The organism is Haladaptatus litoreus (assembly GCF_900156425.1).
Classification (GTDB): domain Archaea; phylum Halobacteriota; class Halobacteria; order Halobacteriales; family Haladaptataceae; genus Haladaptatus; species Haladaptatus litoreus.
On the sequence record NZ_FTNO01000002.1, the window covers coordinates 504,343 to 527,521 of the forward strand.

Sequence of the window (23,179 nt, forward strand, 5' to 3'; positions counted from 1 at the left end):
CCCCTTCGTTTCAACTGGAGATTACTGCCAGTTCGTGTTCGACTCGTCGTCCGATTCCGCATCGTCAATCTCGCCTAACGCCCGTTCGTCGTTGTATTCGGCCATTCCGCCAGCCTCGCCGGTAACTTCGTTGTACACTGCTTCCCGCGCTTCCTCCGCGGATTCGAACCGTTCGTCCACGAGTCGGTCGAAGACGCTCCCCAGCGTTTCCGTTTCGTTCGGCAAATCGAGTTGCTGGTCGCCGTACTCCGCCGCCAACTCTTCGCTCGTCGTCGGATATTTGTGCTCGCCGAGCATCCGGCCCGCTTCACCGAGCATATTTTCGACGGTTTCGGCACGTTCGTGCTGACGCTCGCGCGCGCTGTCCTGCACATCTCCCGGGTCGTGGTCGTCTTCTGGCATGGTATCGGGCGTACACCGGGATGGATAAAATTCGTACTGGCCACCAGCAATCGGGATTTCGACGCTACTTCTCGACTTCCAACAGGGCAACTCGCTCGCAGACGAGGTCTGAGAGGGTTGTACTAGTGGCATTTAGTTCTCGGTCAGAAACGTCGAAGAAGTCAAAAATCATCTCTCGGTCTGGATTTCCAAGTGTGTCGGCAGGTTTCAGTAAGTCGGAGATAGCCGCTACACCTTTGTTTTCGTCGGCTTCCTGCTTTCCATCGACCACGACGATTACCTGCTGTTTTCCCTCCGAGACACCCATTTCGAGCGCCTGATTGATTTGGCGGCGGCCAGCGGCATACAGCAAAATCTCGACTGCTCGATCGCGGGCGACGTTTTCACCGCGGTCGAACGCGCGATTCGCGTGTTCGACCGCCGATTTGAGATGGTCACGTCCGGCGATGTAGCGCGCGTCGAACGCCTGTATCGCGCAGTTGTATTCGTCGGCGATGTCTCCGATTTGGCCCAGAAACGTATCGAGGTCGTCGATGTTCGCCACACCTTCGACCAGTTTCATTCGAAATCACCGAGGCTCTGCTGGCCGCCATTCCCGGCCGCTTCGTTCGCGGTTTTCGTTGCAGTTGCTTTCGCCTCCGCGTCGGCTTCGACATCATCTAGCGATGGGTCCTTTCGCCCCACGTTTTCGAGGATGGTTTCGGTCGTTTTTCGTCTCCCACGGAGCGCGCCCAAAACGACTGATTTGTCCGCCTCGCGGAGGTCTGCTCGAGATTCGATTCCGGCAGCGTACAGTCGGCGGGCGCGTTTTCGACCGACATTCCTCACACCTGCAAGGTCGAGCAGTTCCTCCTCGACACCGTATTGGACTCGTTTTCGTGCTTCGCGGACTGCGGTTGTAGTGGCAGACGGGAGACTTTCCTCGTCGCTTCGCTGGAGTTCGCTGGCGAGTCGTTCCGCCGCGTTCAGCAGCCACTCCGCCGTATCGACTTTGCCGCGAATGTCGCCGGGGCCGATTGCGTAGCGTTCAGTAATCCGGTCTTCGTCCAGTTCGCTGGCCCAATCTTCGAGAAGTCGGGCCGTTTTCAGCGCCGAAAGCCAGTCCTCGAAAGCGTGGTCTTCGAACTCCGAGGGCATGTGGCCGAGGAACTCCGGTTCCCGCTCGTAGGCGATTTCGGTGTAGCGTTCGCGGTCGCCCGACCGAAGATAGAGTTGATACATGTCCGGCGTGCGCGAAACGAGGTGGTACAGTCCAAGTGCGGTTGGGTCGTCCTCCGCGGCGCGCAAGCCGTCGATGATTTCGGCGGCACTCATCGGGTCGAGATACAATTGTGAGACGCGGTGGCCCAGGCCAGTTGCTCGCAGACGGTCGTCGCGTTCGAGGAACCCATTTCGTTCGAGATAGTCGAGGACTCGCTGGGTGACGGTTTCGAGACGGCCCGTTTCGTCGGTCTGGGTCGCGTACAGCGTCCGTTCGAGGAAATCGAGGAGTTCGTCTTCGGTTCCCGCGAATCCGGACGCTACGGTGGCGAGGATGTGAGTTCGCAGTGCGGGTTCCGCCGCGAGTTTCGAATGCACTGCTTCCGGGTCGGCCCAGACGTACTGGTCGAACAGTTCTTGGAGTTCCTCGTGACTTTTGGCGATGAGTACCGCTTCGCCGTATGGGTCGAGTCCCGGTCTTCCTGCCCGGCCGAACATCTGGTGAATCTCCAGCACGTCGAGAGGTTGCATCCCACCGACGTCGCCGTCGTACCGCCGCCAGTCGCGGACGATGACGCGCCGACTTGGGGTGTTCACCCCCGCTGCGAGCGTCGGGGTCGCGCTGATGACTTTCACGAGTCTGTCGCGGAACACGTCTTCCACGATTGAGCGGTGTTCGCTGGCGAGTCCCGCGTGATGAAACGCGGAGCCTTTCTCCACCGCGTTTGCGAGGTCGTCGCTCGTTTCCGTATCGCTCACGTCCCGAATTTCGTCGGCGACTTCGCGGAGTTTGCTTCGTTCCTCGTCCGTGAGATGGTTTTTCGTCACGTCCGCGAGTCGTTTCGCGGCGGCCTCCGCATTCCGGCGCGAGTTGACGAACACGAGCGACGAACCCTCGTCGCCCAGCGTGTCCTCAACCAGTGCGGCGGTTTCTTTCTGCTTTCCGCGCGCGAGTTCCTGTTGCGTGCCGTCATCGAAATGGAGGGCTTGGCCGTAGAGAACGCCCTTTCGGAGGTCGATTGGCCGCCACGACGAATCGACCAAGGTCGCATCGAGCCAGTCCGCCATCTCGTCGGCGTTGCCGACCGTTGCCGACAGGGCGACGGTCTGGAGGTTCGGATTCACACGCCGGAGTTTTGCGAGGGTGACTTCGAGTGTCGGGCCACGATGGGCGTCGTTGACGAGGTGGACTTCGTCTGCGACGACGCATGAGAGGTCATCAACCCACTTCGCGCCGTTTCGGACTAGCGAGTCCACCTTTTCGCTCGTGGCGACGATGATGTCCTTCGTCGCAAGCCAATCGCCGTCGCTGTCGTAGTTTCCGGTCGAGACGCCGATGCTCACGCCGTACTGTTCGAACTCCTCGAACTCCTCCTTTTTCTCGCTGGCGAGGGCGCGAAGCGGGACGATGTAGAGGGCTTTCCCGCCGCGGGCGACGCTCGAAAGCATCGCCAACTCCGCGATAAATGTCTTTCCGCTGGCGGTCGGGATGCTGGCAACGATGCTTTCTCCGTCCGTGATGCCTGCTTCGACTGCCTCGGCCTGTGGCGGGTACAGTTCCTCGATACCCTGTGATTGAAAGTGTTCGGGGACGCCGTCGGGTAATCCCGTCAAATCGGCGACTTTCACGCACGCTCACCCTGCGTGCGCGGTGCGAATCCGGTCATTACCACCGATTGGCGCGTCTTCCCGTTTAAACTGTCGGGTGAGCGCGGGAGAAGATTCTTTTCGTCGTGCCGATAGGTACGGATATGCCGATTCCGAAATTTGGGGACAAATACGATGCACCCGCGCTCTTTTCGCCCGAGGATGCGGTGGAGGCTCACAGCGGGAAGTTACCCGAAATGCCGCCAGCAGTCATCCTCGGTTTCGAGGACGAACTGTTCGAGGCGGTGGACGAGCGCGCGACGGACGCAGTGAACTACGTTCGAAATCAGGAGTTGCAATTGCTGGACGAGAACGTGGGATTCGTCGGCGATTTCGGCATCGGGCCGACAGTCACAGCAATAATTGCAGAAAACGTCATCGCGGCGGGTGCGGAAGTCGTCTGTCTCCTGTGTGGCTGTGCCAGTTTGCAGAAAGACATCGGGTTGGACGAAGCTATTCTTCCGACTCGCGCCATCCGCGACGAAGGGGTTTCGCATCATTACCTTCCGGCGGACGAGCACGTCGAACCAACTCCAGAACTGGTAGATTGTCTCGATTCCAGCCTTGTTGAGGCTGGAATCGAGACGCATCGCGGGCCGACGTGGTCGATGGGCGCGATGTACCGTGAGACGATTCCCGAAATAGAACATTACGCGAACGAAGGTGTTCTCTCGCTCGGCATGGCCGAATCGGCCATGCTCGCGGTTGCGGCCTACCGTGGCGTCGATTCCGCGGTCGTTCACGAGGTTGGGGACTATCTCACGACGGACGAATGGGAGCCAAACGCGGACGAATCGTGTTCGCTTCCGGCGATGCTCGACCCAACTATCGAGGCGCTTCGAACCTACGTTTCATAGACTTCATCGTAGTTCGATTTCGGTTACCAACTGCATCATCTCCGCCACTGATTTGAAGACACATATCGGAGTGGTAGATATGAAAATCGAATACGACCGAAACACCTGTACGGGAATGTACCAGTGCACCGCCGAGTGGGACGAGTTCGTGGAAAATCGCCAAGAAGGTAAGGCCGACTTACTGGAGAGCGAGGAAGCCGAAGAGGGAATCTTCGTGCGCGAAGTGCCAGAAGGCGAGGAGTTCGACGCCGAGATGGCGGCCCGTGTCTGCCCTGTTGACGCCATCAAGGTGTACGACGACGATGGCGAACAAATCGTCTGAATAATTTCTTCTCCACGGTTTGGAAACGGGTTTGACCGACTCGAATAGGGTAGTTTCGATTGGGCTGGAAAGGGTACCGTTTCGACTGTGTTCGAAGGGGCATGATTTCGAGTGGAAAACGCCGGAGTGAACCGCGATGGGTCGAAAAACCGATTGCCAAATGCTAGGGTTCAGTATCGACCGGAAGCGACGAAGTGAGCGAAAGGATTTAGCTGTCGAACCGCGCCTGTTGCATGAACGGCTGGATGTCGTCGATGTCGCTCAGTCGTGAATCCGACTGGAGAACCGCCTCAGTTTCGTCAATCGGGACCGAAATACTGATTTCTTTCGTGCGCCCGTAGCGCCCTTTCGAGACGACGACGGCGTTGACGATGCCGAGCATGTCGAGTTCGCTGATGAGGTCGGTGACACGGCGTTGCGTGAGGATGTCGGCGTCGATTTCTTCACAGAGGTGTTTGTAGACGTTGTACACCTCGCCCGTATTGATATTGTGGACGCCGTTCTTTTCGAGCGAGATGGTCGAAAAGAGGACGAGTTTCGACTGTGTCGGAAGGGTTCTGACGACCTCCACAACGCGGTCGAGTTCGATTTTGTCCTGCGCCTTGCGGACGTGGCCTTCCTCCACGCGCTCTTTCTGGTCGCGCTCTGCGAGTTCGCCCGCGGTTCGAAGCAAATCGAGTGCGCGGCGCGCGTCACCGTGTTCCTGCGCGGCGAATGCGGCACAGAGCGGAATCACGTCGTCCGAGAGGGCGTCGGCTTTGAACGCCACGTCTGCTCGGTGCTGAAGGATGTCTCGAAGTTGGTTCGCGTCGTATGGCGGGAAAACGATTTCTTCCTCGCCGAGACTGGATTTGACGCGGGGGTCGAGGAAGTCTGTGAACTTCAGGTCGTTGCTGATACCCATGATGGACACCCGCGAGTTTTCGAGTTCGGAGTTCATTCGCGAGAGGTTGTAGAGTGTGTCGTCACCGGACTTTTCAACCAGTTTGTCGATTTCGTCCAGCATGATGACGACGACCCGTTCTTGATAATCGACAGCCTCGAAAAAGGTGTTGTACACGCGGTCGGTCGGCCACCCGGTCATCGGGACGGCCTCCATTTCGTCTGCGTCGGCTTCGAGTTCGGAGATGCGGTCTTCGATTGCGTTGAGTGAAGAAAATTCCGTGTTTTCGAGTTGGTCGGATTCGGCGGCGACGCCGTCGCGAATATCTTGGAGTTCGGAGATTCGTTCTCCTATCTCGATTTGGTTGTTTTCGATGAACTTGTTGGCGAGTTGTGCGAGCACGCGATACTGTGTGTCGGTCACTTCGCAGTTGATGTACTCGACCTCGCAGGGAACTTCGTATTTCAGCGATGTGCGTTCGAGTTCTTGACTGACGAATTTCGCGCTCGCAGTTTTTCCGGTTCCCGTCTTTCCATAAATGAGGATATTCGACGGTGTCTCGCCCCGGAGTGCGGCGACGAGGATAGTCGCCATCCGGTTGATTTGCTCTTTTCTGTGCGGGAGTTCGTGCGGCGTGTACGAGGGTCGAAGAACTTCTTTGTTCTCGAAAATCGGTTCGCCACTAAGCAGGTCGTCGAACAGTCCTTGGTTACCTTCGGCTGTGTCGTCCAGCACGACCTCGTCCAAATCGACGCCCTCGAAGCCACGACTCCCGTGGCCGGTTCGTTCGTCCGATGGGTTGGTATTCTCGTCTGACATGCGTCGGCTACAGACCCCTTCGTTTCCACTGGAATTGTCGCGCTGCGTGGAGAGAGACGGGAAGAAACCGGGAATAACACCCGGATTCGTTTCCCACAGAAACGACAGCGCGTCCAGTTGATGCAGATGAACAAGAGGTACAGCACAGTATTAAAATCTTTCTTATTGGTGGCATGACGGGTGAAATACGGGTTTTTCGGCGGTATTCGTCGGAGACAGCATCGTTTCAAGTCGAGTTCGAACACGACTCGAAAACAGACTACTGCCGAACATCGTGTCAAAAATTATTTTATGATTATTAATTAAAATATATAATTAATATTATCTTTATCGACTACTTCGGTATTTGCCGGTCGTTTTAGTTCACAGCATCAGTCCACCGAACCGTCCCGCAACAATCGGTTCACAGTCCGTACATTTCGGGTGGAGTTGAGGCAACGACGATTTCGAGACGCGCCCGTTTGTGAAACCCCCTCATTTCGAGTGGAACACGAAACTGCACTGAGAAAAATTGGCGTGTCTGAGAGAAAACTGACGTGAGACAGAGTAACAGAGACTTGCCCGTAAGGTTGCGGAAAATCGTCCATGACATGTGGTATCGATAGACGTTGGTGCCCCCCACCCCTTTGTTTCGGGTGGAACGCGAGAAAGGGAGGGAGGGGGTATCGGCGGTATCTAAAACACGAACCTTTATTACAACACAATTGAAACAGTATCCGCAAACTAGAGTAATCTGTTTTCTAGAAGCGGTTGTTGTCTGTAAGTTATCGGTCACCGACACCCCCACCCCATCTTTTCGCGGTTCCACCTGAAACAAAGGGGTGGGGGTGGGAACCGTCCTATGGTACGTGTTCTCTAACAGCGACCGACACCGGAGGTCCGCTTCTTCCGTGCCCTCATCTTCCGTGCCCTCTCTTCAGTTCTCCTCTCGTCTCCGGCCTTCGACTCCCACTTCCGACTCTCTCCTTGTACTTCTCTACTCGACTTACGTCCACCCTGAACTTGCGCCAACCCCTCTATTTCGAGTGGAACGTTCACATGCTGTTTTGAGAAACGGTACTTCGAGTTTATGAAGACTACTTCACACGGTTCTCCACCGATTTACAGAAACCATTTCATGCCTTTCCTTTCGTCATTTCGTGTCTTCCGCTTCGTCGTCTCTCACTTTTCATTTCTCTCTTCCTCTATTGCAAACAACTGCCCCTCTTCTGCAAGCAAGTCGATGATTTGTGTCAACAGTTGTCTGACGTAGGTTTAAGTGAGTGGCGTAAAGTTGTACGCGCAACAGCCCCGCGTGTCCGGGTACAATCACTCGGTTGCTCACTGACGGGCAGTCACTCAACGGTGGGTAATTGCTCGACGATGGGCAACCATTCGATAGCAGATCTGTCTAGTGAGGGTGCCGACAGCCGGGGTCTGGGAGGAAATAGGATGGGATTGTTTACAGGTCTCAAGCAAAGTGTTAAAAGAGTTACAGATAAGCTCTTCACATCCGAAGAGCCGAAACGAATCGGAATCTACGGCCCGCCGAACGCTGGCAAAACGACGCTCGCCAATCGAATCGCCCGTGATTGGACTGGCGACGCCATCGGTCCCGAAAGCCACGTTCCACACGAAACACGGCGCGCACGGAGAAAAGAGAACGTCGAAATCGAGCGAGACGGGAGAACCGTCACTATCGACATCGTGGACACGCCGGGTGTGACGACGAAAGTCGATTACGAGGAGTTTCTCGACCACGACATGGAAAAGGAAGATGCGGTTCGTCGTTCCCGCGAGGCCACCGAAGGTGTCGCGGAAGCGATGCACTGGCTTCGCGAAGACGTAGATGGCGTTATCTACGTACTCGACAGTTCGACCGACCCGTTTACGCAGGTCAACACGATGCTCATCGGCATCATCGAGAGTCAAGACCTCCCCGTCCTGATTCTTGCCAACAAAACCGACCTCGAAGATTCGAGTGTCCAGCGGATTCGAAACGCCTACCCACAGCACGAGACGATTCCGCTTTCGGCGCTCGAAGGGGAGAACATGGACGAAGTGTACACGAAAATCGCGGAGTACTTCGGGTGATTCCATGCCAGAAGTGAAAAAATCAGACGACGGCGTCCAAATCGACCTCATCGGTGGCGAGCGAATGGCTGGCAAGACCAGCATGGAAAAGATTCGGATGATACTGGACGGCGTCCACGATGGAAATATCGTCATCTTGGAAGAAGGGCTTTCGCCGGACGAGGAGAGCAAACTCATCGAGGTGACGATGGCCGAAATCAGTCCAGACGAATTCAGCGGCATCGAAATCGAAACCTACCCGCGCTCGAAGACCTCCGATAGTGGACTGTTGGGTCGGTTGATGGGTCGTGAGTCGGACAGTTCGAAACTCACAGTCATCGGTCCCGCAAACCAAATCGAAACGCTCCACAAGGACGAGAACCTCATCAGCGCCCTCATATCCCGTAAATAATGCCGCACAAGTGTACGAACTGTGGGCGCGCATTCGCCGACGGGTCGAAGGAGATGCTTTCGGGATGTCCGGACTGCGGCGGCAATAAGTTCCAGTTCCGTCCGTCCGGGTCGTCTCCAGACGAAACAACGGCCACTGGTTCGGCGAACGCGACTGCGGAGACGAAAAACGAGGCCCCCGACGCCGCGTCGAGTTCCGGCGCGGTTGGCCGCGCCGCCTCGACCGTCCGGGGGTGGGTCGGTTCGGACGACCGCACGAAAGATACCCAAGCCGGTGGCTCGCGGGACGAACAGACGGAAGCACCTGCACGCGAACGCAAGCAACGAACGAAATCAGCGAAATCAGCAGGAAAATCGACATCAGCGGGCGGAGCAAAGCCCACAGACGACCGGCAAAAACCAACTGGCAATCGAAATTCGACCCGCACACGAACGCCAGCAGATGAATCGCAGAGCGATTCATCTGCACCGCAAACGGCCGGAAGTGCCGGGACAACGTCTCCCGTCAAGCCAAACCCTGACGTTCCTGCCGATTCGGGTCGGGTTCAGTCGGGAGAAGACAGCGCGCAGGCAAATGCGCGCGCGGAAATCGTCCCCGAGGACGAGCTTCCGGAAACGCCGGTTCAGGAGGGAACTGGAACCGTCGTCGAGGCACCCGACGACAACCAACCGAGCCTCAACGAACTCCGAGAGGAACTCAACAGCCAGTTCGAGAGCATCAAAGTGGTAGAACCCGGCCAGTACGAACTCAATCTGATGGAACTGTACGAACGCGACGAGTATATCATCGCCCTCAAGGAGAACGGTCGATACGTTATCCAAGTTCCTGATTCGTGGACTGGTTCCGTCGACAGCTAATCTATTCCTGTCACTTCTCTTTCCTCGACAGCCTTCTCCACTGTCAATACTATTTCCCTTCGATAGCCACTCAAATAGCACGCGATAGCAGGGACGTGACCTTTGTCGCTCGATAGCCCACGCAACTGTATGAATCCCATCGAAGAACTCGCACAAAACTTGCTTTCGGAGTCGAAGGCATACGGCTACACACTGACGATTTGGGGTAGTGGTGCGATACTGATGAACCAATACGGGTCGCCACGCATTCTCGAAATTTTCCTCTACGTCGTCGGTGCGTTGGTCGTGTTTGGGGCGATGGCGAGCATCGCATTCGATGACCTGTTCGAGGACATCGATTCAAATCCCAGCGGGAGACTCATCGCGGCATCCATGGTTCACATCGCCGCTACGTTCGGCAATCTCCTGTTGAGTTATGGCATTATCGCGACTTTCAATCCCGGATTTCCAGCAAATTGGGCGTTTCTCGCCATCGGATTTCAAGGGACACTCGTCTACAATCTGTTGTTGCTCTTGGAGGATGGCGTTGCCCGCTTCGTCACAGCCCGGGTCGATGCTGTCAGTGTAAGTTCGTAAGAGTGTCAGCTCACGGTTCTGGAGTGGAAACGAAGGGGTTTCACCCGGACTCGGCAGGTTTTAAGCGTTCGAGTGGAAACGGTCGGGTATGAGCACTCCGACGAAAATCGTGATCGGCACTGTTGGACTGACGGCGCTGGCCGCAGTTGCAGTCATCCTCAACCTCTGGTTCGTCGCCTGAGCGCGATGTTTAATCAACGAACGCTCCCCGAGGACGTGGCGGCGGTTCGAGACGAACACGCACCTGATACGCTCGTCCTCGACTGCAATCGGGATTTCGAGACACTTCCGGTTCCCGCGCGCGACGACCTCGCGCTTCTGACGGACGAAATTCGTCCGTTCTCCGCATCCGACGAGTGGCTACCCGACGACGCGCCCGAACTGTTGCGGCGGTTCGCCGGAACCGACCTCGTGGTCGGCATGCCGGGCGACGGAAGCGTAGCGTGGACGCACCAAACGTCTCCACCTGTCGTCTTCGTCAAAGCACGAGTAGAGGGGTCGCCAGCGGAGTTCATCGACTTTCTGCTCGCGGAAGCACTGGTCGAAATCGGACTCGATTTGCCCGAACAGTTTCTCGAATTTTTCGGCGAGAGATACCGGGAGTTCGCCGACGTGGTTCCGCTCGACTCCGGAAGTACGTATCAACTCGCCGTCGCGCTCTGTGACGCCTATAACGGACTTCACACCCGCGAAGTATTCGCGGAGTGGCGCGAATCGTATCCCCGTTTGTTCGACGCGTGGCAGGACGCTGGTGAACGAATTGAACCCAGAGTAGAAGGAATCACCCGGGAAGTTGCCAGCGGTCGCACGGATTTTTCCGACGCAACGGAACTCGCCTGTAGCGCCATCAAACACGGTATCGAACCACCTGCTCCATTTTCCGCGCTGGACACGCAAGCGTATCGACACCACGGTGTCGATTACGCGATTAAATGGGCCGAAAAGACGCTGAATACCGAATAGTAGGGCGAAGGTTGCGAAAAGAAAGAAGGTCGAATTTTGCTGCTCTTGTTCTCGTTTCAGACCGCCTCCGTTCCTTTTTTGCCCGTTCTCACCTGACAGGCTTCCTCAACGGGGACAACGAATATCTTTCCGTCGCCGGGTTCCCCGGTGTTTGCGGCCTCGCGAATCGCCTCAATGACGTCGTCTGCGGGGATGTCCGCGACGACGCACTCGACTTTCACTTTCTGATGTAAATCCACGACGTACTCCTCGCCGCGCCATTGACCGAGTTTTGCGGGTTGACTGCCGCGGCCACTCACATTCGTCACGGTGAGACTCGGCGCGCCAATGTCTGCCAGCGCTCGCTTCACGTTGGTCAGTCTATCCGGACGCACGATTGCAGTGACGAGTTTGATGCCGCCGTCGTTGGGCAGAGAACCGCCATCGGCGCGCAGGTGTTCGGCGGGAATCTCCGCGGTGTCGCCGACGCCGAACTCGGGGTAGGTTTCGACGCCGTGTTCCGCCACGTCGAGTCCTTCGCGCTCGTGCGCGGGCGAGACGCGGGCCTGTCCGAGTGCACGAGCGACGCCGAACACCGTCCCAGTTGCGACAACTGTCCACAGCCCGATGAGCAGGACGCCCGTAGTCTGCACTGCAAGTCCCGAGAGCACGGAACCGAGGCTGAATCCTTGCCACGTTCCAACTGCGACGAACGGGTACGCCAGCGCTCCGAGAATCCCGGCCGAGCCGTGGACTGGGAACACGGCACACACGTCGTCGATGTTGAGGCGTTTTTCCACGAACTCGAAGACGAACGGGAGTTGTGCGCCTGCCAGCAGACCGACCGCGAGCGCGCCGGGCCAGACGATGTCGTCGGCGATTCCGGTAACGCCGACCAATCCGGCGAGCAAGCCGTTGGCGACGTACAAGGTGTCAACCTTGCCGGTGCGAACCAGCGAAACGATGCTTGCACCGATTGCGCCCGTAGCCATTCCGAGCGTCGTGACGAGGGCGACTCGACCGACCGTTGCGAATGCGGCCAGTGAGAGCGCCTCGCCCTCGGACGCGAACACCGTGGCCGCAGTGCCGACGTTGAATCCGTACCAACCAAAGGCGAGGATGAGCGTCCCGAGGACGGCGAAGGTCACGGAGTGGCCGGGGATGACGTTCGCACCGCCGTTCTCGTCGAAGCGACCGAGACGCGGCCCGATGACCCACGCGGCGGTCAATCCGGCGATGCCGCCCATTCCGTGAACGACCATGCCGCCCGCGAAGTCGTGGAAACCAATCGTCGCGAGGATGCCGCCGCCCCACGTAAAGCCGACGACGACGGGGTAGATGACCGCCGCGAGCAGGACAGTGTAGCTCACGTAGGTGCGGAGTTTACAGCGCCCCGCGACGGCCCCGCTGACGATGGTTGCGGCAGTCATAGCGAACACCGCGCCGAAGAGCCAATCGACCCAACTGTTCACGCCGCTGGGTTCGAGGATTGCAGTGAACTCTCCGGCGACCGACCATGCCCCCGTTGCGCCAGTCAGGTAGCCGACGATGCTCGACAGCGCCGCACCCACGAGGAAGAAGGCGAGGACGCCGACGCTCCACGTCAGCAGGTTCTTCGTCAACTGGTTGGCGACGTTTTTCGAGCGCACCTGTCCGGCCTCCAGCATGGCGAACCCGGCGTGCATGAAGAAGATGAGGAAGGTTACGACCAACACCCACAGCAGGTTGACGCCCTCCGCAAGCACTTCGAGGTCGCTCGCACCCTGCGCGAGGAGGGTCAACTCGCTCATTCGTCGTCCCCCTTCGTGTCTATTACGACGATATCATCTGGACGACTGTCCACGAATACCGAGTATTCTGGTTGGTTTGTTTTCTGCATCACGGTACGACGCAACAGGGTTCTTGCTTATAACCTTAATCGTTGAAATACTCATTTTCATCGCCGGTTGGGTGGCCGAACGACCAGTTTATTATCGGATACTATCTCCTTAAGGTTGTAATGTGGTCGGAAAACGACCATCCGGAAACTCGCTTCTGGACGCTTGTCCACCGAAAAATCGGGTATCGTCGGCTGACGGTACTCGATGCGCTGAACTCGGTGCGCACGAGATTCACTCGCAAACCGGTGTATACCCGCCGATTCGACCGAAATTCGAATCGGTATTTCGTTCGATTACCGTAATCTTCGTTTGATTTCGCCCGATTACGAGGGCCGACGAACTCGCTCAAGCGAGTTCGTCGGCGATATCTTCCGCGAAGTAGGTGAGAATGAGGTCTGCTCCGGCCCGCTTAATCGACAACAACGATTCGAGTGCGGTTTCCTGCAAATCGAGCCACCCCTTCTCGCTCGCGGCGTGGAGCATCGCGTACTCGCCGGAAACGTTGTAGGCCGCGACGGGGTGGTCGAACTCCTCACGGATGTCGCGGACGATGTCCAGATACGGCAGTGCGGGTTTCACCATCAGCACGTCAGCACCCTGTTCCACGTCGAGTTCAACTTCGCGCAGGGCTTCGCGCGAGTTGGCCGGATCCATTTGGTAGTGGCGTCGGTTTCCGAACGATGGTGCGCCGTCCGCGGCGTCGCGGAACGGCCCGTAAAACGCGCTTTCGTACTTGGCGGCGTAACTCATGATGGGAACGTCGGCGTAGCCCGCGTCGTCCAGCGCTTCGCGAATCGCGCCGACCATGCCATCCATCATGCCGCTGGGGGCGACCATCTCCGCCCCTGCTTCGGCGTGCGAAACCGAAATCTTCCGAAGGAGGTCTAACGTTTCGTCGTTTTTCACCGTGAGTCGCGGGTCGTCCGCGGCATCGTCTTCGAGTACGCCACAGTGGCCGTGTTCGGTGTACTCACAGAGGCATACGTCTGTGATGACTGTGGCATCCGTCTCGCTCGTGATTCGACGCGTTGCTTCCTGTACCACCCCATCTTCAGCCCACGCGCGACTGCCGTGTTCGTCCTTCGACTCGGGAATTCCGAACAGCATCACGGCCTCTACACCGGTTTCCAGCACTTCCTCAACGCGGGCTACGCTCTCTTCGATTGGGACGCGCTCGTGACCCGGCATGGTTTCTATCTCGACGCGCTCGTCCGTGGTTGCGTCCACGAAAACGGGTGCAATGAGGTCGCTGGCCGCCAGTTCGTTCTCGCTGACCAGTTGGCGAAGTCCGTCCCGGCGGAGCCGACGCGGGCGCTCGATTGGGTTCATACCGGTGCTATCGGCGGAACGGTCAAAACCGCGTCGTTCCGGGCGCAGGTCACAACGCATTTAGTATATCACGTCAATAGCCGTACCAGATGCAAATCGCCTCGCTCGTCGCAGTCGAGACGACTCCCTTCGTCGGTCTGTTCGCCCTTTCGATGTTCGGTTTGGCGCTCCTCTCGTTCGGTTCCGGTTCGAACTCCCTCCGGAAGTTCCTCTCGGATTACGGAATTATCTTCCTCGTGGCCGGTGTCGCGGTTGCCGCGGTTATCGGTATCTACCTCTTCCTGACTGGGGACGAAGAACTCGCAAAACAGTGGCTCGACCAGTACGGACTCATCGCACTCTTCCTCATCCTCATCTTGGAGGGCGCGATGTTGCTGTATTTCGCACCGAGCGAGAGTCTCGTTCCGTTCTCGGTGACCGTTCTCGCGTCCCCGGACAACATTCAAGCTATCGCCGTCATCATCTTCGTCGCCGTCATCGGCGCGACGATTGGTCAGTACGCGCTGTTTTCGCTGGCGAAGCGCGGCGGTCGGGAGTATCTGCTCGAAAAACCGTGGTTCCGCATCAGCGAGGACTCGCTCGACCGATTCGACGGCTGGTTCGACCGCTGGGGTCGCATCGTCGTCCCGGTCAGCAACGCCCTCCTGTTCACCCGCGGAATGCTCACCGTTCCCGCCGGATTCGCGGAGATGAAGGATTGGGAGTTCATCGTCCTCTCCGCGATTGGAACGCTGATTTTCCAGTCGTGGCTCGCCGCCTTCGCGATTTACACCATCGAACTCGGTCTGTTAGATTTCCTTCCGTTTTGATTGCCACCCATTATGATTTTTCTCGCTCTGAATTTTCTTCCCACATTCTGACACCGTCTTCACTTTTCGCTGACAATCGGGGTTCTGTCGGAAAATCCCCGACGTAATCGAGTCAAGATTGAAATCGACTTGGTTTTACCATAGCGATAGACCTAACACTCCTGAATGCGTACCTTCGGGTGCGTCCGCGTGCCGTTTGTCGCGTGCCATGCCATGAGCGCCGCGCGGACGCACCCTTTCGAAAACTACCTTGATAGCCGAGGGTATTCGGAAAAATTCAACAAATTCTGAACGACCCAAAGGGGATTTCACCGCCACTGGCGATGAAATCCGCGTCGAAACCTGCCTCGGAGAGTGTAGTCAGCCTCAGGCCGCTTCCGTCGTTCCGCGCTCTTCGGCGGCCTCTCTGTCCGCCCGCCGCCGGTTTTTGAGCGCCAGCGCGCCGAAAGCGACTGCACCGACTGCTCGAAGCAGGAGGTCGAACGACCCCGGTTCGACGGTCGGTAGGCCGACCAATCCGAACAGGCTCGTCACGGTGTTGAACAGCAAGAGGGGAGCCATGAGCAAGAGGGCGGCGAGTGCAAACCACACCCGGTCTGCCCTGCTTACGTCGGCGTATAGGTAGCCGATGACGGTCGCACCGAGTGCGACGACGCCGACGAACACTCCCGCCACTGGAATCAGCACGTCGGGGACGAAGTAGCCGAGATTGGTCACGTCGTTCACGCCGATGACGCGAACCTCCTGTCCGGTTCCGACACCGCGAAGGAGCAAGATTCCGGGCGTCAGCACGAACGCGAACGGGACGATTGCTTTGTTCAGCGAGAGCGAAAATGCCTCGACGCCCGTCTGGAACTGGTCGGATTTCGCGATTCCCGAGGCTGCGTAGGCAGCGACCGCCACCGGCGGCGTGATGTCGGCGATGACGCCGAAATAGAGGATAAAGAGGTGTGCCGACAGAATCGGAATCCCGAATCCGGCGATGGCGTCACCGAGCATCGAGACGAGAATGATGTAGGTCACCGTCGTCGGCATTCCCATTCCGAGTATGATGGACGAAATCGCGGTGAGAACCAACAGCGCGACGATTGACCCGCCGCTGACCGTCTGGATGAGCGCGGTTAGATTCGGTCCGAGTCCGCTGACGCTGATGACGCCGGGAATGACGCCCGCCGCCGCAACCGCGATGACGACCGTCGTCGCGGTTCGTGCACCCGAATCCATCGAGGTGAGGACGAACCCACCGTACTGGAATCCGCGATTGTCCGCGAGTTTGGGTCGCCGAAGGACGTTTGCCCCCTTCGCAACCGCGTCATCGACCTGTCCGTCGAAGTCGAGCAGTGGTGCGTCCGCGTGCGGGCGAAGCAACAGCGTGACGAGACTCACGGCGAGAATTATCCAGCCGAGTTGCCCTGCCACCACATTGAGCGCGGCGATTGGTGCGAGTCCCGTCTCTGCACCGCCTCCGCCCGCGAGCAGGGAAACGATACCGACGCCTGCGGTCACGAAGGAGGCGAACTGGAGCGCGGAAATTCCGACAATCGTTCCGACCAGCGGCACTCTCGAAGTTCGGTTGTAGGCCGCAATGAGTGCGATGAGTGCAGCGATGGCGACGAGGGTGTACCACGCCGCTCGCTCGATCGAGAGTCGTTCGATGATGAGGTAGTGAAGAAGCAGGATTAGCGGGACGAGGTAGAACCAACCGCGAAGGAGGTGGGGCTGAAATCCGACGATTTCCGAATCGGCTAAGCCGCCGATGTTCTCCTTCGAGGCTTCCAGATGCACCATCACCCAGACGCCGAAGAAGAAGACGATAGCCGGAATCGCCGCCGCGATAATCACGTCGCGGAAGGGCGTCAGCGTGTACTCTACGATGAGGAACGCCGCGGCACCCATGACGGGCGGAAGAATCTGCCCGCCGGACGAGGCCGAGGCTTCGACGGCCCCTGCGAACTCCGGTCGATAACCGGAGCGTTTCATCAGCGGAATCGTGAAGGCTCCGGTCGTCACCGTGTTCGCAATCGACGACCCGCTGATGGTGCCCATGAATCCCGAGGCCAGAATCGAGGCTTTGGCGGGGCCGCCTTTTCGCTGTCCCGTCGCGGAGTATGCGAGTTCGATGAACCACTGGCCTGCGCCGCTCATCTCCAGAAATGCGCCGAACAGGATGAAGATGAAAATGAATCGGACGCTCACCGTAACGGGAATTCCGAACACGCCGTTTTCGGTGTTGTACCAGAGGTTCTGGACGATGGAACTCCAGTCGAGCGGCGGAATCGAGAGGACGCCGATAATGGGTGCGTCGATGGGAATCAGGTAGCCCCATCGCGCGTAGACGATGAACGACGCGACGATAATCATGAGATACAGGCCGAGAACTCGTCGAGTCGCTTCGAGCACGAGTAAAACGCCGAGCGCCCCGAGGACGAACGCGTAGGACACCTCGTTTAATGGGATTCCAATTGCAGAGAGTGCGTCCGTGACCGGCGAAAGAAACGGATACACCTCCGAAATCGTTCGTCCGAACCCGAGTCCGAGCGCCCGCATTCCGCGAATTTCGTCGAAATCCGTCAGCATGTACCAGACGGATAACAACGCTATCCCCATCATCACGAAATCGACCGGCGTCACCCGTTTCCTTTCAGGGTCAACCATCAGCCATCGGACACCCCGTCGTACACCCGCGGCGACCCGAGTGACCGGATTATCCTCGCCAAATCGTTCCTGCACTGCGGGAACGATTTGGCCGAGACGACGCGAAAGAAATCCACGTCCAGTCGTGGTCGGAAACAGCAGAAACGATAGCAGCAGGGCAAAGGTGACGTGAATTGCGTTCACCTGTAACAGTTGAAGCGCGGCGAGTTGCACGTTCCCGATGGCAGGAAGCGTCAGTTGAAACACGAACCCGCGCGCCGCGAGCCATATCTGAAACGCCGAGAAGGTGATGGCGATTGCCGAGGCGACGACGGCAATCACCCCGCGAAGGTCACGTCTGTGTTCAAGTTCCTGAACGAGTTCTTCTTGCTCTTGCTCGCTTAGCGTGTCGCTCATGTTGGACACCGTTCGATGACGAACAGTTCGACCGATTCACCGCCCGAGAGTGCCGCGAGGTCGTACCGCTCGTCTCCGACTCGCAGTTCGTGATTCGCCACATCGCCCGGTGCGACGGAAATCTGTGCGTAGCGGCCCGGTGGGTCGAAGACGAACCAACCGTTTTCAGTCGTTACGTCCGCGTTAGCCGGAAGTCCAGCGCCGTAGGATTGAAATCGCATTTCGGTCATCTCTAACTCGATTCCGTCCACGGCGTACACGTCCCGAACCGGCGTTTTCTCGACGCTGTGCGTGTACGCGAGCGTAACCTGCGTTCCGTTTTTGACCGGTGTGACGAGTATCGGTTCGCCCGTCTCGGCGTCCGCGACGACGAGGACTTTGTCGCCCTGTTCGTCGCCACTCTGTGCGCTGCTGCCCGCAACAGCACCCGCCGGAACCGCGAGCAGGAGGAGTGCACACAGGGCGAGCGACAGTCGCGCAGTGTTACGAACTGTTGTTCCCACCTGCGTCATTGCCTCCCGACTGGTTTCCGCCAGTTTGATTGCCGCCGGTTTGATTTCCACCTCCGCCCTGCGTCGTGGCCGGGCCGAAGATTTCTCGTGCGGCGGGATGGAGCGGAATGGACATTCCATCCAGCGCACTCTCTCGGTTGATAAACTGCTGTTTCAGGCTCAACTGGCCGGTGTTGTTGAAGATAGATTCCGTCACGCCTCTCACCGCAGCGTTCGGTTGGTCTTGGGTCGTCGCAATCATCGCCTGCACCGCGACGGTTTGAACCGGTTCGTTCTGTCCGGTGTACGTTTCCGGCGGAATCGTGTCCTCCGCGAACCATTCGGCCTGTTGAAGAATGTTCTGCTGTGTCTGTCCGGAAATATTCACGAATGCGATGTTGTTCGTCGTCGCAAGTTCTTCGATTGCGCCGACGGGCCAGCCGCCGACGACGAATGCGGCGTCGATGTCGCCGTTTCTAAGTTGGTCTGCGGCCTGTGAAAATCCGGTGTTCTGTTCGGTGAAGTCGTTTTGCTGGATGCCGACCGACTCTAAAATCTGAAGCGCGTTGATTTGCGTTCCGCTTCCGAGGTCACCCGTGTTGATTGTCGCTCCTTGGAGGTCTTGGAGCGTCTCGATGTTGTTCCCCTGAAGCGTCACGACGTGAATCGTTTCGGGATACAGCGTCGCCACGCCTCGCAAACTCCTGATTTGGGTTCCTTGGAACTCCTCGATGCCAGTCCCGTTGTACGCGAAGAAGGCGACGTCGTTCTGGATGAGCGCGAAATCGGCGTTTCCTTGTGCGAGTCCGCCGACGTTTTCGACGCTCGCACCCGTTGACTGCACCTGTATGGTGTAGTCGGTGTTATTCTCGATAATCGTCTTGAACTGGTTCGAAAGCGGGAAGTACGTCCCGCCGGTTCCACCCGCGAACCACGTTAATCGTTGTTGTGCCAGTGCAGTCCCCGAAAATCCGAGAAGCCCCGCTGCTCCCACGGTTTTCACGAATCTACGTCGGTTGAGTTCCCCCACCATGATTCTGACCTCTCCGTGAGTGTTCATATAGCCAATCGACGCTTCGCAATCGCAATCCCACGCTATCGGGCCGAAACCCCACGATACCGGGTGGTAATGCAGAATTCAGATGAGCAACGATTGCTTACCAGAGGTATTTCGAATCGAAAGTATATTTTGCGCCCGTTCCGAGAGGCAGTGTATGGAAACGATACATGCCAACGAATATCACGATATCGTCAAAGCAAGCGACCCGCAGGTTGCCCCCGATGGCGAGCGAGTAGCGTTCGTCCGGTCGGTTCCGGAGGACGACGAGGGGTACGAATCGACCATCTACGTCGTTCCACTCGGCGGCGGCGAACCGACGCAGTTCACCATCAGCGAAGGCGCGGACAGCAATCCGCGGTGGAGTCCGAGCGGCGACCGACTCGCCTTCGTAAGCACCCGCGGTGCAGACGACGACCGCCCGCAATTGTGGGTACTCCCGACCGCAGGCGGTGAGGCCCGACAAGTTACCGACGTTGCTGGCGGCGTCTCACAACTCGCATGGTCGCCCGATGGAACACGAATCGCATTCGTTCAGCAAAGCACCGAAGATGACCGCGACGAAGAACGCGACATCTCTCTCGATGGTGAGGAGTACGAACCGGAAACCCCCGACCCACGCGTCATCGACCGGAAAGTGTACCGGGCGGGCCAGCGGTACTTCGACGGCAAACGAAGCCATATCCATCTCGTAGATCTCGAAGACGATTCGGTCTCTCGGCTTACCGACGGCGATTTCGACTTCTCCGCGCCGGAATGGGGCGACGAGACGACGCTCTACTACGGCGTCAAACGAACCGACGACCCGGACGACAACATCGTCGTGGACATTGCGGCCTACGACACGGACTCCGGTGAAGAGGAAACGCTCTTTCAGACGAGCGCGTGGGGTGCGTCCATGGCGGCAACAGAAGACGGACGAATCGCCTACGTCTACAGTCCGGAGGAGAACGCGACGCTCCGTCAAAACGAAATCAAGGTGTTCGACCGCACAACCGAGGAAACGGTCACCCTCACCGAGTCGATAGACAGGACGCTCTCGAATCCGCCGCAGTGGGATGCGAGCGAGGAGCGCGTCTACTTCGGGACGCCCGACGAGGGCGACTACGTCATCTGGCGAGTCGCTGGCGACGGAAGCGACGAACCCCAGCAGGTCGTCGGCGACGGACACATCACCGATTTCTCCGTCGGCACCGACGCCATCGCCTACACGAAATCCGAGTGGGACCATCCCGGCGACGTGTTCGTCTCGACACCCGGTGGAGCAGAAACCCACCGACTCACCCGTCTCAACGCCGACTATTTGAACGAGCGGGCGGTTGGGCAACCGGAGGAACTGTGGTTCGAATCGGACGATGGAACCGAGGTTCAGGGCTGGGTGCTGACCCCGCCGGATTTCGATTCGGACGAGAACTACCCCCTCGTCGTGGAGATTCACGGCGGGCCACACTCGATGTGGTCTACCACCGGCACGATGTGGCACGAGTTCCAGACGCTCGCCGCACGGGGCTACGTCGTGTTCTGGTGCAATCCGCGCGGTTCCACCGGTTACGGCGAAGAACACATGGCGGCCATCGAACGCGGTTGGGGAACCGTCGATTACGACGACGTGATGGCAGGAACCGACGCCATCGCGGAGCGCGACTACGTGGACACGGACAATATGTTCGTCACGGGTGGCAGTTACGGTGGCTATCTCACTTCGTGGATTATCGGGCAGACCGACCGATTCAAAGGGGCGGTCACGCAACGCGGCGTGTACGAACTCAACAGTTTCTACGGTTCGACGGACGCGTTCAAACTCATCGAGTGGGATTTCGACACGACGCCGTGGGAGGAGCCGGAGTTCCTGTGGGAACGCTCGCCGATGGCGCACGTCCAGAACGTAACTACGCCGACGCTCGTCGTTCACAGTGACAACGACTTCCGCGTCCCGGTGAACAACGCGGAGATGCTCTACTTGCTCCTCAAGAAAAACGACGTGGAAACCCGACTCGTGCGCTATCCGCGTGAGGGCCACGAACTCTCCCGGAGCGGCGAACCCGGCCACGTCGTTGACCGATTGGAGCGCATCGTCCGCTGGTTCGACGGCTACTCCGATTACCACGAAGTGCCAACGGCGTTAGAGCGCGGCGACGACGGACTATCCGCGGCGGAAGCGGACGAAGACGAAGAAACGGAGAGCGAAGACGAACAGTGACCGAAGACGAACAGCGATAACTGTTGGCATAGGGTGGTACGTTTCGTCCGCGGTTCCGATACCGAAAAATCGCCCGCTTGCGAGCGATTTTTCACCCGAAACGAAGGGGTTCGATTGGCATTCGATTTCTTCTATCGGACAGTTAGAAAACCAATATTATACCGTCTACTAGTGTTCTCGGTGTTCTATTCCGCAGTAACTGTTTCTCTACGGCAGTACCGAGCACTCTGTACTGTTCGGTGGTCGGTTTCACTAGCATCGAAATCTACTTCTTCCCGGTGCCTGCGTCCGTTTTCGACTCGAAAGAAGGGGGTTCAGTCTACGATGATTTCCGAACCGCTGTTCTCGGATTCGTGCGTCGGTTGCATCTCGTTTTCGTAGCGGTCTATCCAGTCGGCAAAACATTCGGGGCAGAGTCGTTGACTGTCGATTTGCGAACGGTCAACCGTCAATCGAATCGTTCTGGCGAGAGCGTCCGTCAGCGGCTCTTGACAGTCGTCACACAGCTCCGGTTCATCTTCGTCGCTCATGCGCGGTCAATGTGACGCAGGATATATAAAACTCGTTGGGCATCGGGCAGCGCAACGACGGTTACGCAGGTGGCGCGTACTGAGTTCCGTTCGGTGATACCTGTGCTGGTTGTTGCGATTGATACTGCACGTCCACGGGGACGCCCGTACTGGCGAAGAACAGGCGAACGTGACCGAGCCATGGGATTTTCACTTCGGCGGTGCCGCGAATCCAACTCGGCTTGACGGGGTCGCTAATGGCGGAAACTTGGTCGTAAGCATCGTTCGCATCACCCTTCGTGATGAATCCGGCGTATGGTGCAGGGCAGTTCGGCAGTTCTTGACAACTGTCCGCCCCGCCCATGTACTGTGGATTGCCTTTGTCGTACCAGTTTTCGCCTTCGTCAACCCAGAATCGTGCCCGATGAATAATCGGCGTTCGGTATGCGCTTCCATCCGGACGGTAGATTATCACGTCTCCGGCTTGGTTGAAACTGTTGTAGCCGCTTTGTTGTCCCTGCTGGTACGTGACGATTCCCGTTCCTTCCTGTGCTGCGTCCGGAACGAAGCGACTCTCGTCCATGATGAAGATGAGGTCACCGCGCTCCATCTGTGGCTCCATGCTCCCGCTTTCGACGGCGACCATCGGCGGCCAGACGCCGCTGATAGCAAAGAGAACGAGGCCGATTGCGGCGACGACGGCGGCGCTCTCCAACATCTCTCGAACGAACACCACCGTCCCGTTATCGGTGTGTCGGAACCAACGAAGCCACGAGACGACCCCTGACCCCTCCGGGCCAGTGTCCCGTACGTCGTCTGACGACGACTCGTCTGGGGGACTCATTACGGTTCTCTAAACTACCACGGGTTGTCAACCTTCTGGG

General features: G+C 58.0%; 21 protein-coding genes. 10 read left to right on the forward strand and 11 right to left on the reverse strand.

All coding sequences use genetic code 11. The annotated features are described in order from the left end of the window. Positions 1-21 precede the first annotated feature (21 nt). From BW974_RS13670 to BW974_RS13680, 3 genes are all read right to left on the reverse strand, one after another. Entirely contained in the window at positions 22-402 is a 381-nt protein-coding gene (locus tag BW974_RS13670) for a DUF5789 family protein (RefSeq protein WP_076430808.1), read from the reverse strand. A gap of 64 nt (positions 403-466) precedes the next feature. Beyond that, positions 467-964 (reverse strand): KEOPS complex subunit Cgi121, encoded by a 498-nt coding sequence (gene cgi121, locus BW974_RS13675; RefSeq protein WP_076430809.1) that lies wholly within the window; start codon positions 962-964, stop codon positions 467-469. After that, positions 961-3,231, reverse strand: a complete 2,271-nt coding sequence (locus BW974_RS13680; RefSeq protein ID WP_076430810.1) for an ATP-dependent DNA helicase — start codon at positions 3,229-3,231, stop codon at positions 961-963. Before BW974_RS13680 ends, cgi121 begins: the two co-directional genes overlap by 4 nt. A gap of 122 nt (positions 3,232-3,353) precedes the next feature. On the opposite strand from BW974_RS13680, the gene BW974_RS13685 reads away from it, so the two are divergent. Then, positions 3,354-4,106: a nucleoside phosphorylase gene (locus BW974_RS13685; RefSeq protein WP_076430811.1), complete on the forward strand. Its 753-nt coding sequence runs from the start codon at positions 3,354-3,356 to the stop codon at positions 4,104-4,106. Positions 4,107-4,185: 79 nt separating this feature from the next. Next, positions 4,186-4,428, forward strand: coding sequence for a ferredoxin (locus BW974_RS13690; protein WP_076430812.1), 243 nt, complete (start codon positions 4,186-4,188; stop codon positions 4,426-4,428). Positions 4,429-4,636: 208 nt separating this feature from the next. Here the strand turns inward: BW974_RS13690 and BW974_RS13695 are convergent, their stop codons facing one another. Further along, positions 4,637-6,130, reverse strand: a complete 1,494-nt coding sequence (locus BW974_RS13695; RefSeq protein WP_076430813.1) for a Cdc6/Cdc18 family protein — start codon at positions 6,128-6,130, stop codon at positions 4,637-4,639. Positions 6,131-7,561: 1,431 nt separating this feature from the next. Here BW974_RS13695 and BW974_RS13700 point away from each other — a divergent pair. From BW974_RS13700 to BW974_RS13720, 6 genes are all read left to right on the forward strand, one after another. After that, positions 7,562-8,203: an Era-like GTP-binding protein gene (locus tag BW974_RS13700; RefSeq protein ID WP_049969193.1), complete on the forward strand. Its 642-nt coding sequence runs from the start codon at positions 7,562-7,564 to the stop codon at positions 8,201-8,203. A 4-nt stretch (positions 8,204-8,207) separates the two neighbouring features. Next, positions 8,208-8,594 carry a DUF2073 domain-containing protein gene (locus BW974_RS13705; RefSeq protein ID WP_049969192.1) on the forward strand — a complete coding sequence of 129 codons (387 nt, stop codon included), beginning with the start codon at positions 8,208-8,210 and terminating at the stop codon, positions 8,592-8,594. Beyond that, positions 8,594-9,451 carry an OapC/ArvC family zinc-ribbon domain-containing protein gene (locus tag BW974_RS13710; RefSeq protein WP_076430814.1) on the forward strand — a complete coding sequence of 286 codons (858 nt, stop codon included), beginning with the start codon at positions 8,594-8,596 and terminating at the stop codon, positions 9,449-9,451. Before BW974_RS13705 ends, BW974_RS13710 begins: the two co-directional genes overlap by 1 nt. A 129-nt stretch (positions 9,452-9,580) precedes the next feature. Further along, positions 9,581-10,027, forward strand: coding sequence for a hypothetical protein (locus BW974_RS13715; protein ID WP_076430815.1), 447 nt, complete (start codon positions 9,581-9,583; stop codon positions 10,025-10,027). 88 nt (positions 10,028-10,115) lie between these two features. Next, positions 10,116-10,208, forward strand: coding sequence for a hypothetical protein (locus BW974_RS27510; protein WP_449267255.1), 93 nt, complete (start codon positions 10,116-10,118; stop codon positions 10,206-10,208). Positions 10,209-10,213: 5 nt separating this feature from the next. Next, positions 10,214-10,990 (forward strand): DUF7089 family protein, encoded by a 777-nt coding sequence (locus tag BW974_RS13720; RefSeq protein WP_076430816.1) that lies wholly within the window; start codon positions 10,214-10,216, stop codon positions 10,988-10,990. A 56-nt stretch (positions 10,991-11,046) separates the two neighbouring features. Here BW974_RS13720 and BW974_RS13725 read toward each other — a convergent pair whose 3' ends face one another. Next, a complete protein-coding gene (locus BW974_RS13725) occupies positions 11,047-12,759 on the reverse strand; it encodes an ammonium transporter (RefSeq protein WP_076430817.1) in 1,713 nt (570 codons plus the stop codon). A 435-nt stretch (positions 12,760-13,194) separates the two neighbouring features. Next, positions 13,195-14,178, reverse strand: a complete 984-nt coding sequence (gene hemB, locus BW974_RS13735; protein ID WP_076430819.1) for a porphobilinogen synthase — start codon at positions 14,176-14,178, stop codon at positions 13,195-13,197. A gap of 161 nt (positions 14,179-14,339) precedes the next feature. Between hemB and BW974_RS13740 the strand changes: the two genes are divergently transcribed. After that, a complete protein-coding gene (locus BW974_RS13740; RefSeq protein ID WP_245800087.1) occupies positions 14,340-14,987 on the forward strand; it encodes a DedA family protein in 648 nt (215 codons plus the stop codon). Between the two features lie 366 nt (positions 14,988-15,353). Here BW974_RS13740 and BW974_RS13745 read toward each other — a convergent pair whose 3' ends face one another. Genes BW974_RS13745 through BW974_RS13755 form a run of 3 tightly spaced genes read right to left on the reverse strand, consistent with a single transcriptional unit; the run spans position 15,354 to position 19,562 of the window. Next, positions 15,354-18,038 carry a TRAP transporter permease gene (locus BW974_RS13745; RefSeq protein ID WP_076430821.1) on the reverse strand — a complete coding sequence of 895 codons (2,685 nt, stop codon included), beginning with the start codon at positions 18,036-18,038 and terminating at the stop codon, positions 15,354-15,356. Further along, on the reverse strand, positions 18,035-18,550 hold the full coding sequence (locus tag BW974_RS13750; RefSeq protein ID WP_076430822.1) for a DUF1850 domain-containing protein: 516 nt from the start codon (positions 18,548-18,550) through the stop codon (positions 18,035-18,037). Before BW974_RS13750 ends, BW974_RS13745 begins: the two co-directional genes overlap by 4 nt. Further along, positions 18,522-19,562 (reverse strand): TAXI family TRAP transporter solute-binding subunit, encoded by a 1,041-nt coding sequence (locus BW974_RS13755; RefSeq protein WP_076430965.1) that lies wholly within the window; start codon positions 19,560-19,562, stop codon positions 18,522-18,524. Before BW974_RS13755 ends, BW974_RS13750 begins: the two co-directional genes overlap by 29 nt. Positions 19,563-19,743: 181 nt before the next feature. Here BW974_RS13755 and BW974_RS13760 point away from each other — a divergent pair, with 181 nt between their 5' ends. Next, a complete protein-coding gene (locus BW974_RS13760; protein ID WP_076430823.1) occupies positions 19,744-21,786 on the forward strand; it encodes a S9 family peptidase in 2,043 nt (680 codons plus the stop codon). 314 nt (positions 21,787-22,100) lie between these two features. Here the strand turns inward: BW974_RS13760 and BW974_RS13765 are convergent, their stop codons facing one another. Further along, the gene (locus BW974_RS13765) at positions 22,101-22,316 is read right to left on the reverse strand and encodes a DUF7569 family protein (RefSeq protein WP_076430824.1); all 216 of its coding nucleotides are present in this window, start codon (positions 22,314-22,316) and stop codon (positions 22,101-22,103) included. Between the two features lie 61 nt (positions 22,317-22,377). Next, positions 22,378-23,139 carry a S24/S26 family peptidase gene (locus BW974_RS13770; protein ID WP_076430825.1) on the reverse strand — a complete coding sequence of 254 codons (762 nt, stop codon included), beginning with the start codon at positions 23,137-23,139 and terminating at the stop codon, positions 22,378-22,380. Positions 23,140-23,179: the final 40 nt, after the last annotated feature.